The following is a 14,291-nucleotide window of genomic DNA, read 5'->3' as shown; positions in this document are numbered from 1 at the left end:
CGATGACCCACCCGTTGATCGTTCCTGTGCAGATCGACACCTACCTCGTCAACACCGTGGCCAGTGAACGCGAAGAAGGCTACGGGCAGTGGACCCTCGACTTCACCGACCCGGCGAATCTGGCGGTTCCGCCCGAGCCGTATCCGGACCCGCATCTCGATGACCGGCCCGCGGTGGGCGCGCATGTGCGCTGGTCGCTTCCGCACGCGCTCCGGGCCCATCACCAGGACACCGACACATTTCCGCTGGTCCCCAATCGGTGGCTCGTCGTGCGCTCGAGCCGGCCCGCGAACGCGGCCCCTGCTTTCGCCGCCTGGGTGGTGGAAAGCGACAGTCTCGTCGATCCGGACATCGTCGAGAATTCGCCGGACCGCGACGCGTGGCGGAATTACCCGTGGCAGGGGAACCATTCCCCCTATCCGTTCACGGTGCCGGCGCCGGACGAGTACTACATCCGGGGAGACCTCAAAGAGGGTGCGATCGGGCGGGCGTTCGATACCGACGCCTGGGCGGAGAAACAGACCACCGATCTCTTTCTCACCGCGATCGGCCCGGGACTGCCGGACTTCTGCGGTTTCCTGCCGTACCACCGCGGCGTCTTCGCGTTCTACGACGATCTCGCCGGCGTCGATCGCGCGACACTGGATTACCTTGTGGTGGGCTGGTATTCGGATCCGACCGCGGACATTCTCGCCACACCGGGGCGGCGTTCGGCGCCCGAGACGGCCGCGCTACTGGACGCGCTGGGCTGGACACCCGGCCGGCTCGAGACGGATCCGGTCTCGGTGTACGCCGGGACCGCGCTGCGGCTGCCGTGGGACCGGACGAATCGGGACTATCCCCAGGGGAAGCTGCCCGAGAGCGCGGACCGGGCCTACCTCGCGGTGGGCCACAGCACCGCCGAAGCCCAGACCGCCGACCTGCACAGTGACCGTGACGAGGTCGCCGTCGGCCGGCTCCTGCACGCTTTCCTCACCGACGGCCTCGAAACGCTCGACACCGCGCCGGACCAGTTCGACGACCGGGTACACAGCTCGTGGTTCATCCCTTACGACATCGGCCACGCCTGGACCATCGCCGACGCGCCGGGATCCGAGACCGCCGCGACGGAGGACGAGCTGGAGAAGGAGCGGGCATGGCTGGCGGAACTCAATGAGAGGCAATATCGGTACAACCTGCTGGCCCGCAACGAGATCGGATTGCAGAACAGGGTGTACGACCTGTGGCGCCTCGGCAGGATGCCGGTCGCGTACGGTGGCGCCGGACGCCCGGCGGACTTCGACCCGGCCACGACGATCAACGAACTCGCCGTCGGGCTCCTCCGAATTCAGGACGAGATGCGGGGCCTGCGCACCGGGACGGACGCAATCCCGTCCGGGGATTCGGCGGCGGAATTCGAGGCCAGCGCCTTCGAATACGCCAGGGCTCGGGGGCTGGATCCGACGTGCGCCGATCCCGCCGGGATCCACCGCAGGCTGAAGGCCGTCCCGCTCCCCCCGTTCTATACGCCGTATGACCCAGTCGTCGTGCTCGGCGGCGTGAATGCCGAGCAGGAACCGTATCCGGAAGTGTTGCCGTGCCGCTCCGACGACCAATTGGTGGCCGCGATACGCATCGGCGACAGCATGCAGCCACCCCCGGAGCCGCCGCCACTGCCCGGCTGGAGTGCCGGACTTCCGGACCACGTGCGGGGATGCTTCAGCGGCCTGTTCCGCGAGTTCACGCTGCTGTCCCGGGCCGCCGCCACGGACGACGACCTGGTCGAGGACCTCGGAACCCTGGTTGACGGCGTCTCGGCGGCATTCCACGATGCCGCGCGGCAGCCGACGGGCCCCGGGCATTTCACCGGCCTGTGGGATCAGCCGTGGTCGCCGGTCTACCTGCTGTGGGAGCTGGACTACTACCCGGTCCCGGCCGACGCCACCGACGGCTACCACTGGGCCTTCGACGCCGGCGAAGGCCGGTACCGACTGACGAGAACCGGTGCCCCGCAACCGATTCCGGCGTGGAAGTTCGTCGGCCGGTCCGCCCTGACCGACCTGCCGCAGCAGCTGGTGCACGGCGCGGTCGAACGGCACCTGCGCCGCTACCGCGATGCCCCCGTCGAGGAGCTGGCCGATCGGCTCGGCGTGGGCGAGATCTCGCAGATGCTGGACGGTTTCCACCGCAGTCTCGATCAGCGCATGCCGGGCATGGGGGTGCAGCCGAACGAGAACGATCCGAGCGAGAGCCACCTGTGTGAGATGCTCACCGGCTACGACCACCCCGACGCCGGCTTCCCCGCGCCCGACCCCGACGTGATGGCCCCGACCGCGAAGATCCGGTTCTTCCCCGCCTGCGCGGGCCAGTTCGTCGTCACCTTCGCCGGTGTCGTGGATTCCATGGGACGCACCTTCACCTACATCGATGCCGGCATCGGCGGCGAACTCAGCCCCGCACAGCGCCTGCCGTGGGTCGCGGGCACCCTCACGCCCAGCGCCGAGAACGACCACCCGATCACGGTCGGCGAGAAGTGGACGAACCCCGGCTGCTACGTGCAGTTGGCGCCCCGCCTCACCGCACCGACGCGGCTGCGCTTCGACTGGGTTCCGGTCAACACGTCCGCCGCCGTCCCCGGGGCGGTCATCGACGATCCGCCGGTCGTGGCCACCGCGAGCGCACCGGCCCCGACCCCGGCGCTCGGGTGGCTGCTCGTGAACCACCTCTCCGGAACCCTGCTCGTGCACGACGAGCACGGGCGCGGCATCGTGGAGGCCCGCAAGGGAATCGGCACCGACGGCAACACCGAAGGGCCGGCCGTCGACTGGGCCACCCTCCCCTACTACCCCCACCGGGACGACCCGACCGACCCGGACGGCGACTTCGCCCGGCTCTGCCCCGAGCTGTTCGGCTTCCTCACCGGCCTGCGCGACGGCGGCACCGACGCCTTCGACGCCCTCATGCGGCGCATCGACGATTCGGCGGGCACCGCCGCGGCGCCCGGCAACGACGGCACGATGGTCGCGCCGCTGATCGGGATGCCCGTCGCGCTGCTGCGAGCCCGGCTGACGCTGGAGAGCTATACGCTGCCCGGCACCGATCCCAGCTGGGGCAGCGACTCCGCGCCCTATCCGGTGCTGGACTTCCGCACCCCGGACTACCTGAAGCGGCAGTGGCGGTGGAACATCCGACTCGGCGGCCGGCAGTCGAACGACGACGGCGTCGTCGTGACCACCGACGGCCTGATCGGCTACTTCACCCACCGGACCGACGGGCCGGACGGGCCGGTCCTCCCGGATGCGGACACCGATTACACCGTCTTCCGCACCGCCGACGGCGGGGACAGCGGCTACGCCCGCCGGATCACCGCCCGGGACCTCGCGCTGCCGGTGAACCTCGCGCCCATGCCGGAGAATCCGCACGCCAACGGGGACGACCCGGTCACGCCGGTCGTCGCGTACGTGACGATGCTGGCCCACCCGTGGGCGGAGATCAACGCGGTGACCGACGTCGTGCCCGCGGTCAGCGTCCGCCTGCCCGACGAGGCCGTCCGCACACCGCTGTCCCGGTTGCAGATCGCCTGCCGGGTCGGCCCGATCCTGGCCGGCACCCGGCCCGCGCCGACCGGCCGGCCCGATCCGGACACCGGGACGAGCACCACACAGACGGCCGTGGTCATGCCCCGCCCCGACTCGTGGACCGGGGTATGGGACTGGTCCGAACCGAGTCCGTGGAACCACTACCCCATCACCGCCCCCGACGTCGTCGCCCATCTCGACCAGCCCAATTCCGTCGCCCGCACCGGCTATCTGACCCTGGCCACCACCCTCGACCAGGTCACGTCTCCGACGCGGGACCGCGCGGAGACCACGAACGCCGCACAGATCCCCCTCGATGCGGCGACTCGTCCGCGCCAGGAGAAGTCCCAGTGACCAGCCACGACGAACCCCAGCCGGTGCGGTTCTGGCCGACCGGCAACGACGGAACCTTCGAGAGTTTCTACGCCGACGACACCCCGATCCTGCGCGGCGACACCACCACCCTGCACTGGACCTGCACGAACAACCCGGTCGTGCACTACTCCCTGTACTACGACACCGGTGGGGAAGACGCCCGGCCGATCGCGGTGGACGACGCGGTGCTGTTCCAGAAAGTGGACCCCGACGACCCGGACAGCCCACTGAAATATGCCCAGCCGAATCCGGGCGACCCCGGCAAGCTCCTGGATTTCGCCTTCCCGACCGAGCCCTTGGACGGCATCGCCGTGGGTTATCACCTCCAGGCCGTCTGCAAGCAGCAGGGAGTCGAGGAAACCCGGGACCTGACCACCGCGACCTTCGTCCACCGCGGTGATCTCAAGGCCGGCAGCATCAACAGCCTCACCGGAACCGCCCAACTCCTCACCGAGACCCAGGACGGATTCGCCAACAACACGCACTACCTCGCGCTCACCGACGGATTCCTGTGTGGCGCGATCACCGGCGACCGGCTCTGGATACAGGTCAGCCCGCCGGATCCCCGGACCGGCGGGCGGGCCGGGATGCCCTCCACCTGGCATCTGCTCGTCGCCGACACCGACTCCCGGGGCGCGTACAACGACAACCTCACCATTCCGATCGCCAAACACAGCACCCTGGCGTTCGGGCTCCCCGATCCGCAGGCGTACAGGCTGACCTGGCACCCGCTCGGCGTCGGAAACCTCTCCGACCGGTCGGCGAACACCGGCGCAGCGCCGCTGCGCGCCCACGCGGCCGCTGCCCGATGGCCGAAAGACCGGCCCGTCGAGGACTTCCATCCCGCGAACCTCACCGTCCACGTCGGCGACACCACCGAATTGCGTTGGCACGGACCCGAGAACAGCGCGGATTCACTGTTCGCGTACACCCTCACCTACAACGTGTCCAGCGGACCCGACACCCGGACGGTGTCCGTGGACAACGACCGGATCCGCGCGTACGGCACCGCCGATCCCGGCAACGACAAACTCGCCTACTTCACCGTCCCCACCGAACCGCTCGACGGCATCGGCGTCGGCTACCACCTCCGCGCCACGTATCAGCCCGACGGCGATACCCCCGCCGCCGTGGACCTGACCACCGCCAGTGTGATCCTGGGCGGCGACCTGCGCGCCGGCCACCTCCGCGTCACCGGATCCAGCCGCATGCTCCACACCGGCCGCACACCGCTCGAGCCCGGCGTCGACTACACCGCGCCGACGGACGGATTCATCTTCGGCTCCGTCGCCGGCGGCACGCTCCGGGTCGAGATCACTCCCCCCGGCGCCGCGAATCCCGTTCCGCCGGAAGGCTTCACGATCGCTTCGCGCTCCGCCGAGGACCGCCACGGCCGGGACAACGAGAACCTCACCCTGCCCGTTCGCACGGGCAGCGAGGTCACGTTCACCACCACCGGCGACGCGGGCCTGCGATACAAGCTCAGCTGGCACCCGCTCGGTCCCGACGACCTCGCGCGATGAGGAGCACCACGATGAGCAACGACGATGTCCTCCCCATCGTTCTCGCGAGTTTCAGCACCGATCCGGAAACACCGAATGCCGGTGCGAAGGTCACCCTCTATTTCTCGTTCGAGAACGAGACGGACAGCGACATCACCTGCCAGGAAATCGCCATCGACCTCAATCCCGGCGATACTCCCGAGAATCTCTGCACCGACGAGGCCGTCCAGGATTCGGTGATCACCCCGTCACATCCCGGTAGCTGGAATTTCCAGCACGCGTACGACAAGACCAAGAAGGTCCACTACCTCTCCCTCACCCCGCACAACAGCCACCACCCGGTCCTCGGCCCCGGGGATCGCCTGGATGTCGCGATCACGGTCCAGGTCAGCGCCGGGCTCCGATCCGACGATCTCACCGAAACCGTCGTCACGGTCACGGAACATATCGGCGACGCCCGCCCGTCCCAGGACATCCCGCTCGCGAAAAGTCCCGCGGGAACCGTCTTCGACAGTTTCCGCGCCGACCCGCCGGACAAGGTGCTGGTCCAGCAGGGCGAGCACCTCCAGCTCAGCTGGTCGTGCGATCCGATCGGATTCGAGCGGGGCTCGACCGCGGGCAAGCCGTATTACACCCTCACCATCGATTACGACCAGCTGGCCGAGCCCCTGGACATCACCGACCTCAACAACGACGGCGCGGGCGCGTACACCGGCCCCGACGAAGACCATTCCCTGGCCCTCTCCCACACCACTCTCTTCGCCCTGACCCTCACGCTGTGGGACAAAACCCATCAGCAGAAACTCACCCATACCCTGACCACGCTGGTGAGCGTGCAACCGACCGATGTCGACCTCGGCAATCTGTCCATCGACCGCACCGCGAGCATTCTGACGGATCCCCAGCTGATCACCACGATCGGAAACCACGTCGCGACCACCGACGGGCTGCTGCTGTGCACCGTCCGGGGCAGCAATTCCGGCATCGTGGTCAAGGTGACCGCCCCCGACGCGGAAGAGGTCGACTACGCGATCAACACCGGTACGGTCGACCCCTACGACGACCCCACCCAGTTCACCGGCTGCAGAATGCTCCTACCCATCGCCCGCGACAGCACCGTCTCCATCAGCTCACCGGAAAGCGACGGCACCTACCGAACAGCGTGGTATCCCCTCGGCATCGGCACCCTCGCGAAACAGTGAGCGCCGGATGTTGCCGTTCCGGTCGGACCGCATACGGTCAGTAGTCGAACAGGGTCCCGCACAGCAGCATCTTGGCGGCTTCCATGGTCGCGTGATGGGCCTCGCGGGTCGTGGTGGCGGCCTGTTCGTACAGTCCCTGGAAGAGGGCGTAGACCGCGTCGGCGGCCACGCGCACCTCGACACCGGGACCCAACGCCCCTTCCCGTTGGGCCCGTTCGACGATGTCGAGGACGATGGTCCGCAGGGAGGAGAAGACCGCGTCGCTGTGTTCGGGCAACTGTAGGTGTGCCGGGCTCTCGACTCGGATCGCCCGGTCGAAGGCCGACGCATACGGGTAGTCGGCGATGACGCGCTCGGCTTCGGTCAGCACGGCCATGAACTTGTCCGGTACGGTTCCGGCGCACGCTGCGGCGGCGCCGAGACGCGGCACCATGGTCTCCGCGAGTTCGAGGAAGGCGGCCTTGACCAGTTCCGCCTTGTTCGGGAAGTAGTGATACAGGCTGCCGCTGGTCATGTTCGCCGCGCGGGCGATCTCCCGGATGGTCGCGCGCGAGTACCCGACCTCGGCCACGCAGCGCATGGTGGCGGCGATGACCCGTTGCCGGGTCTGCTCACCGCTGGCTCCGGCGGGCCGACCCAGAATCGGCGCGGTACCCAATCTGATCCCCTCGGCTCGGGCGACATCCTCGCTCAGCTTCTCACGCGGGGTGGTCGCACGACGGCGCCGGGAGCTCGACGGCTTCGGTCGGTAGGAGGTACCAGGTCGTAGGCCACGCCGGTGACGGCGTGGCCGGCGGGCGGTATCACAGTGTGAGACTGTGCTTCTCGAAGTGTCGGCGCAGTGCCTCCATGTACTCGTCCCCGTGGAACGGGCCGCGCGCGCCGATCGCGGTCTCCAGGAACGGGCCGTATTCCTCGTCGTTCACATATTGACCTGAAACGTGTTGATTGACCGTCGCGGTCGTCGGGTGTGGGCGATGATCTTCGGGTGGGCATGCGCAGGCTCTCACCGCCGCAGCAGGAGGCGTTGGGCAAGCGTGTGATGGGCGCGATCCGGGATGGGATGCCGACCTCGGAGGCGACTCGGGTGTTCGGGGTGTCGCGGGGATCGATTCGTAACTGGCGCAACCGATTCGCCGAGGGTGGTGCCGAGGGGCTGAACTCGGGTCGTCCCGGTCGCAGGATCGGTGAGCAGACCAAGCTGTCGCCGGACCGGGCGCTGGCGCTGGTAACGGCGATCGTCGACTTCGAGCCCGAGGTGCTGGATCTGGGGGCAAACTGTGGACCCTCCGAAGGTCGTGGCCCTCGCGCATCGGCTGTCCGGGGTGTCGTTCACCGAGCAGGGGGATGGGAAAGCTGTTGCGCTGCATGGGTTTTCACCTTCAAGCGGCCGGACCGCGGAGCGATCGGGGCAGACCCGGAGGCGATGCGCGGGTGGGTCGAGGTCACCTACCCCGCCCTGCGCGAACGCGCCCGGTCCGAAGGCGCGGTGATCCTGTTCGGCGACCAGGTCGGCGTGCGCAGCGACCAGCTGTCCGGGCACACCTGGGGCCGCGGGGGCAGACCCGGTGGTCAAACGCACCGGAAACCGCTTCTCGCTCAACGCGATGTCGACCATATCCACCCGCGGCGAACTGCACTTCACAGTGTTCCACGGCACCTTCGACGCCGCCGGATTACTCGCGTTCTGCACCCGGCTGCTCAACCACTTCGACACCAAGATCCACCTGGTCGTCGACGGCCACCCCGCCCACCGCGCCAAGACCGTGAAAACCTGGGCCGCCGACCACGCCGACCACATCGAACTGCACCACCTGCCCGCCTACGCCCCGCACCTCAACCCCGGCGAACTGGTCAACGCCGACCTCAAACGCACCCTCGCCGACAAGACCATCACCACCCGCGACCAACTCGGAAACGAGGTCGGGGCTGCTGCACGATCTGGTGACAGTGGTTAAGCAGCCTGTCGGGCTGCTGGAGACATGATGGTTTCGTATTCGATCGGGGTCAACCGGCCCAGGCGGGTCTGCCGACGCCGGCGGTGGTAGGTGCGTTCGATCCAGGTCACGATCGCGATCCGCAACTGCTCGCGAGTGTCCCAGCGCTGCCGGTCCAGGACATTGTGTTGCAGGAGGCTGAAGAAGCTCTCCATGGCCGCGTTGTCACCGGCGGCACCGACTCTGCCCATGGATCCGGTCATGTGAAATCTGTTGAGCGCGTGCACAAATCGTCTCGAACGAAACTGCTCAGGTTCAACCGGTGGTCGCAACACCCGAGGTCATGGAGGGTGTTATGGGACGGCCATCGGACTGGATGCGGGAGGTCACCGGGCGGGCGCCGATGAAGTCGCCGGGACATCCCGGCCATCAGCGTTCGGTCGAGCGCTTGTTCTGGGACAAGATCGCAGAAGGTGTCCTGCCGACGGAAGCCGGTGTGGCGGTGGGGGTATCGCCTGTCGCGGGTACTCGATGGTTCCGCGATGCTGGCGGGATGTCACCGTATTCCTGGAGCCGGCCCGGCGGCCGCTACCTGTCGTTCGCCGAGCGCGAAGAGATCGCGCTGCTGAAGGCTCGGGGCATGGGGGTGCGGCAGATCGCACAGGTGCTGGACCGCAGCCCGTCGACGATCTCGCGGGAGCTGCGGCGCAACGCCGCGACTCGTGGCGGCAAGCTCGACTACCGCGCATCGGTTGCCCAGTGGAAGGCCGAACTGTTCGCTGGACGCCCGAAGACTGCGAAACTTGTTGGTAATCAACAACTCGAGAATATGTTCAGCACCGCCTGGCGGGACGGATCACGCGGACGCGGAAGGCCAGGTTGCCGCGGGCCCGGCGACCGAGAGAATGGACCGGCCGGAACAAGCCGCATCGAGCGGACCTGGGCCTGTTCAGGCGTGGAGTCCGGGAGCAGATCTCCCAGCGGCTGCGGATCGATTTCCCTGGCGACCCGTCGATGCGGATCAGCCACGAAGCCATCTACCAGGCGCTCTACATCGAAGGCCGCGGAGCACTCGACCGCAAGCTCATCTTGAACCTGCGCACCGGCCGGGCCCTGCGCATGCCCGCGCCCGCTCGAAACGCGTGGCACTGGGCGCACGTCTGCCGACGTGCTGATCAGTGAACGTCCCGCCGAAGCCGATGATCGTGCCACCCCTGGCCACTGGGAAGGCGACCTGATCATCGGCACCGGCCGCTCGGCCGTCGGCACCCTGGTCGAGCGGAACACCCGGTTCACCGTGCTCGTCCACCTGCCTCGCGAGCGCGGGTGGGGTGGTCCGCGCCGGTGAAGAACGGTCCGGCGCTCAGTGGCTACGGAGCGTCGTCGATGAACAAGGCGCTGACCGCCGCATTGAACAAGATTCCCGAGCGAATGCTGAAGTCCCTGACCTGGGATCGCGGCAAGGAGCCTATCTGCGCATGCGGCGCTGACACGCAAGACCGGTGTCCCGATCTTCTTCGCCGACCCGCACAGCCCGTGGCAGCGCGGAACCAACGAGAACACCAATGGCCTTCTGCGGCAGTACTTTCCGAAAGGCACCGACCTATCACGTTGGACCAAGCGTGATCTCGCCGCCGTCGCAGGCGCCCTCAACACGCGTCCGCGAAAGGCCCTCGGATGGCGCACCCCGGCCGAAGCGATGGAACATCACCTACAATCGCTTTCGAAATAATTGTGTTGCGACGACCAGTTGAATCCGCCCTGACTGCCGCGGTCGGTGTGCAGCACACAGCCGGCCACATCACCACGGCGGGCCACCGCGTTGGCCAACGCGGCCACCGCCAACTGCGACTTCATCCGGGAATCGATCGAGTAGCCGACGATCCGGTTGGAGAACACGTCCTTGACCGCACAGAGATACAGCTTCCCTTCACCGGTGTGATGTCCGGTAATATCGCTGAGCCACAAGCGATTCGGGGCATCGGCGGTGAAGTGCCGCCGCACCGGGTCGTCGTGGACCGGCGGGCCGGGCTTCCCGTTCTTGCCGCGCCGGCGTTTCCCGAACACACTCCACCACCGGTTGCCCGAGCAGATCCGCCACGCGGTCCGGTTTACCATCGCCACACCCGCGGCTCTGGCTTCGCTTACGAGGAACCGGTACCCGAACTCCGGATCGTCACGATGCGCATCGAACAACACGTTCGCCCGATACGCCGCAATCCCCTCGGCTACGGTCACCGGTTGCGGCCAGCCACCGATAGTAAGGCTGGCGAGCGAGCTGAAGAACCCGGCACGTCACCGCCACGGGAATCCCTTCGGCGGCAAGCTCTTTCACGGAGCGGGTAGAGCCTTTTCCCGGTATTTGGGCCTGCGACAGATACGCCGCCGCACGCCGCAGGACCTCGTTCTCCTGCTCCAGCAACCGGATCCGCCGCCGCGCGTCCCGCAACTCCGCGGACTCGCTACACGTGGCCCCGGGCCGGTTCCCGTCGTCGATCCCGGCCTGGCGCATCCACTTCGACAGCGTCATCGGATGAACCCCGAAATCCGCGGCTACCTGTTCCAGCGTGACTCCGTCGTCGCGGTTGCGAGCAACCCGCACCACATCGTCGCGGAACTCCTTCGGATACGGCTTCGGCACTGTGACATCCTCTCAGGCCAGCCTCCCGGCAAGCCATGTCGATGTCACCTATCCGTGCAGCAGCCCCGACATCACCTGGACTCAAGTTCTGGGTGGTCTCGTCACCGGGGACCGCTCACCGGGAGCGGCTCGGCGGAAAGTTCCCGCAAGCTCGCAGGGCCGCGCAGCGCACGGGGTTGCGCGCCGGCGACTGCGGCCAAAATCGAAACGACAGGAGGGGAAAGCTCTCCGCCAGAACAGCATCCGGCCGCAGGGCGGATCCGATGAACCCGACCGTCTGATGTCCACGCCACGGGCCGAGCCGCTGCCCATCAAGTTTGTGACGGCTCGCGAGACCGGTCAGCGGGAAGAGGCTCTCATCCGGGGCCAAACGCGAACTGGCAGAACTCGTACGCGGGCAACTGGATGTCGATCAGTGAAGGGTGAGGCTGCCTTCATCGTCCACAGGACCGAAGGGACACTCGGTGCGCCGATGTTCCTGCCCGCGTGCAACTTTCCGGCGAGAGTATGTGTCGGGGTCGTGAGGCATGATGGCCATGACGGGAGCTACGGCGCGCAGGGAGACGGTGGGTTGACGGACGATCCGAGGCTGGCAGCCGAACAGCGGGCGCGGGTGCTGATCGACCAGCAGTTGACCAACGCCGGGTGGGTCGTGCAGGACCGCAAGAGCATGAAACTGGTTGGCTGGACGCTCGAGACTGTCCCCGATTACCATGCTCGTCATGGCAGCAGATGGGGGTTATGGTGCGGGAGGGCAGTCGCTCTCGGCGGTTCCCGAGGAAGTGAGTGGGCTCGGCCGGTACGTTTACGCTCAAGCCCAGACGTTGCAGAACGCTTTGAACGCGACCGACAAGGACGTTGCGGGGTTGACAGCGAGCAACTGGACCGGTCCCACTGCCTCCGTGTTCACTGAGGGGTGGTCCGAATGTTGCACCAGCGGGAAACAGATCTTCGAGACGTTGATCGAGTTGGCTGGGAAGCTCGGCATCACCGCGTCCAACTATTCTGAACTGGCCAGTCGTACCACTGGTGCCGTCTCGAGTCTGAACTTATGACCGGCGACAAATTCACCGTGGATCTGGCTCATCTCGATCAGATAGTCGCCCGCATGAATGGGTTGGCCGGATTTCTGACCGACACTTTCGACGAGATCGATCGCCGAGTGAAAGCGTTGCACAGCGGTGATTGGGACAGTGTCGCGGCAAGCGCTCACGCCGATGCACACAACAAGTGGATCGGCGAAGCTCGGGAGTTCGCACAGGGAGTCGCCGACGCGACAGGTGCGGCGAAACGGATCCACGCCCGATACAACACGGCGGTGGAGGTCAACACCAAGATGCTCAAGGGCTGACCCGGATGGGATCGGATCCGCAGCTGGACATCGATCCTTCTGCCTATGGCGCGGCCTCCGCGAAGTGCTACAGCCTGGCCACGAACATCAGCACCGCCTTCAATCCGCTCTACCAGACCTTGTTCGACTCCGGCGGCATGGTCGGTGACTACGACAAGGTGAAAGCCTGGGCCAACGAGTACGACACTCACGTGGGCGGTGTGGTCACCATGGCAACGACCCTCGCCAACTCGATCCAGAACATGGGCGATCTGTTGGCCTACGCCGGCTACAACTACGCGGTCACCGAATACTACAACACCGTCGACGCCAGCACCGATCCGCCGAGGAACTCGCCCCCGCCCCAACCTGCCGTTACTTCGCCGCTGTACGGGGCGGAAAATCCGGTGCTCGCGCCCGCGTCCGTTCTGGGCCACCACGGTGACGGCATCATCGTGTCGAAAATCCCCGGACTGCTCGACCACATCACGACTCCGGTGCCCAATGGCGACGTCACCCTGCTGACACAGGCCGCCGACGCGTGGAAGAAGTTCGCGGAACACGATGCGATCAAGAACGCCGCCGACACCCTCAACAGGATTTCCGCGACGCTTACAGCAGATCTCAAGGCCCCCGATCTCGATCACTTCTCGGACCACTTCACGACACTGACCCAAGGCGCAACCAACTTGCACAGCGCGGCAACCGGACTCGCGCCATTGGTCGCCGTGCACCAGGACGGGCTCAGCACGTTACGCACCAATGTGCACTCAGCCACCGACGGCCTGCTGGTCAAGCTCGCGGCTATCGGCGTGGCGACAGCCGCGGTCGTCATCGCGACGACCATTTTCTCCTTCGGTCTGGGCCTGGCCGGCGGCGATGAGGCCGAAGCCGGTGCGGCCACCGCCGCGGGCGCGACACTGGTCGCCGAGGTCGGCACCACGATCAGCAGCGAGGTCTCCGCATTCTTCGGCACGGTGCTCGCCGGCGCCACAGCAGCTTTCGGCGGTGTCACCGAGCTGAGCGCGACAGCGCTCGCGGCCATCGCCGCACTGTCCGTCGTATCGGTGGCCGGAGACTCGGTACCGGACGATAAACGGACCTACGAAGGATCACCTAAACACGGCAAAGAGCAGCGCGGGAACGCCGCGCCCGAACCGACCCACGGACAGGAAACCCTCGACCGGTCCGTACCGATCAAACCGACCACACCACGCCGGGTCGGCTATGACCCGGAAACCGGCGAGTTCGACGTCTTCGACGAAACCCATCCCGATTCCGGTATCTACCACGGACACCAACGCACTTGGGACCAACTCAGCCAAGACATGCAGAATGCTCTGGTCAGGGCAGGCGTCGTCAACAGGAGAGGCAAACCGCTGTGAGCACCTACCAGAAACTGGACCCGATCAGCCGCGGCGACGCGACCGCTATGCTGGAATCCACGGACCCACACGCGGTGACCCAGGCGATCCTGCGCTTGGCTCTCCACGACCCTGACGGCGCCTGGGTCACCGACCGCGCACTCACGCTCCTGCACAGCCCGAACGCCGACATCCGCTCGGTGGCCGCCACCGCACTGGGCCACATCGCGCGCATCCACGGCGCCATCGACAGCGAACGCGTCATCCCAGCCCTCCAACGTCTTACAGACAACACCGACACCGTGGGACGAGCCGAGGATGCCCTGGACGACATCGCCATGTTCGCCACCGAAACCACCACCGAGAACTGAAAACCTGCCTGA

General features: G+C 66.9%; 11 protein-coding genes and 4 pseudogenes. 10 read left to right on the top strand and 5 right to left on the bottom strand.

Features of this window, described 5'->3' with window-relative positions; genetic code table 11:
- Positions 1-2: 2 nt before the first annotated feature.
- Genes LBW94_RS30335 through LBW94_RS30325 form a run of 3 tightly spaced genes read left to right on the top strand, consistent with a single transcriptional unit; the run spans position 3 to position 6,636 of the window.
- Positions 3-3,911, top strand: coding sequence for a hypothetical protein (locus LBW94_RS30335; protein WP_225062649.1), 3,909 nt, complete (start codon positions 3-5; stop codon positions 3,909-3,911).
- Positions 3,908-5,455: a hypothetical protein gene (locus LBW94_RS30330; protein WP_225062648.1), complete on the top strand. Its 1,548-nt coding sequence runs from the start codon at positions 3,908-3,910 to the stop codon at positions 5,453-5,455. The genes LBW94_RS30335 and LBW94_RS30330 overlap by 4 nt, the downstream gene beginning before the upstream one ends.
- Positions 5,456-5,466: 11 nt before the next feature.
- A complete protein-coding gene (locus LBW94_RS30325; protein ID WP_225062647.1) occupies positions 5,467-6,636 on the top strand; it encodes a hypothetical protein in 1,170 nt (389 codons plus the stop codon).
- 37 nt (positions 6,637-6,673) lie between these two features.
- Here LBW94_RS30325 and LBW94_RS30320 read toward each other — a convergent pair whose 3' ends face one another.
- Together LBW94_RS30320 and LBW94_RS30315 are read right to left on the bottom strand one after the other, a co-directional pair.
- Positions 6,674-7,294 carry a TetR/AcrR family transcriptional regulator gene (locus tag LBW94_RS30320; RefSeq protein WP_225062646.1) on the bottom strand — a complete coding sequence of 207 codons (621 nt, stop codon included), beginning with the start codon at positions 7,292-7,294 and terminating at the stop codon, positions 6,674-6,676.
- A 145-nt stretch (positions 7,295-7,439) separates the two neighbouring features.
- A complete protein-coding gene (locus LBW94_RS30315; protein ID WP_266272528.1) occupies positions 7,440-7,562 on the bottom strand; it encodes a hypothetical protein in 123 nt (40 codons plus the stop codon).
- Positions 7,563-7,630: 68 nt separating this feature from the next.
- Here LBW94_RS30315 and LBW94_RS44485 point away from each other — a divergent pair.
- Positions 7,631-7,819, top strand: a pseudogene (locus LBW94_RS44485) (helix-turn-helix domain-containing protein); the annotation flags it as partial.
- Between the two features lie 373 nt (positions 7,820-8,192).
- Positions 8,193-8,594 (top strand): annotated as a pseudogene (locus LBW94_RS30310) (transposase); the annotation flags it as partial.
- On the opposite strand, the pseudogene LBW94_RS30305 reads toward LBW94_RS30310, so the two are convergent.
- A pseudogene (locus LBW94_RS30305) lies at positions 8,591-8,881 on the bottom strand (IS3 family transposase); the annotation flags it as partial. The pseudogenes LBW94_RS30310 and LBW94_RS30305 overlap by 4 nt on opposite strands.
- Before the next feature lie 68 nt (positions 8,882-8,949).
- Between LBW94_RS30305 and LBW94_RS30300 the strand changes: the two are divergent.
- Positions 8,950-10,305 (top strand): annotated as a pseudogene (locus LBW94_RS30300) (IS30 family transposase).
- On the opposite strand, the gene LBW94_RS30295 reads toward LBW94_RS30300, so the two are convergent.
- Positions 10,281-10,577 (bottom strand): DDE-type integrase/transposase/recombinase, encoded by a 297-nt coding sequence (locus tag LBW94_RS30295; protein ID WP_266272526.1) that lies wholly within the window; start codon positions 10,575-10,577, stop codon positions 10,281-10,283. The pseudogene LBW94_RS30300 and the gene LBW94_RS30295 overlap by 25 nt on opposite strands.
- Positions 10,578-10,749: 172 nt before the next feature.
- Positions 10,750-11,214 (bottom strand): transposase, encoded by a 465-nt coding sequence (locus LBW94_RS30290; RefSeq protein WP_266272523.1) that lies wholly within the window; start codon positions 11,212-11,214, stop codon positions 10,750-10,752.
- A gap of 722 nt (positions 11,215-11,936) precedes the next feature.
- Here LBW94_RS30290 and LBW94_RS30285 point away from each other — a divergent pair.
- Genes LBW94_RS30285 through LBW94_RS30270 form a run of 4 tightly spaced genes read left to right on the top strand, consistent with a single transcriptional unit; the run spans position 11,937 to position 14,279 of the window.
- Entirely contained in the window at positions 11,937-12,269 is a 333-nt protein-coding gene (locus LBW94_RS30285) for a WXG100 family type VII secretion target (protein ID WP_225062739.1), read from the top strand.
- Entirely contained in the window at positions 12,266-12,565 is a 300-nt protein-coding gene (locus tag LBW94_RS30280; RefSeq protein WP_225062740.1) for a WXG100 family type VII secretion target, read from the top strand. The genes LBW94_RS30285 and LBW94_RS30280 overlap by 4 nt, the downstream gene beginning before the upstream one ends.
- A gap of 5 nt (positions 12,566-12,570) precedes the next feature.
- On the top strand, positions 12,571-13,929 hold the full coding sequence (locus tag LBW94_RS30275) for a hypothetical protein (protein ID WP_225062741.1): 1,359 nt from the start codon (positions 12,571-12,573) through the stop codon (positions 13,927-13,929).
- The gene (locus tag LBW94_RS30270; RefSeq protein WP_225062742.1) at positions 13,926-14,279 is read left to right on the top strand and encodes a hypothetical protein; all 354 of its coding nucleotides are present in this window, start codon (positions 13,926-13,928) and stop codon (positions 14,277-14,279) included. Before LBW94_RS30275 ends, LBW94_RS30270 begins: the two co-directional genes overlap by 4 nt.
- The last annotated feature ends 12 nt before the right edge of the window (positions 14,280-14,291 follow it).

The organism is Nocardia sp. alder85J, from assembly GCF_020176955.2.
In the GTDB taxonomy this organism is placed as follows: domain Bacteria; phylum Actinomycetota; class Actinomycetes; order Mycobacteriales; family Mycobacteriaceae; genus Nocardia.
The sequence above is the reverse complement of the archived record's forward strand: the minus strand, read 5'-3'. Positions and strand labels throughout refer to the sequence as shown.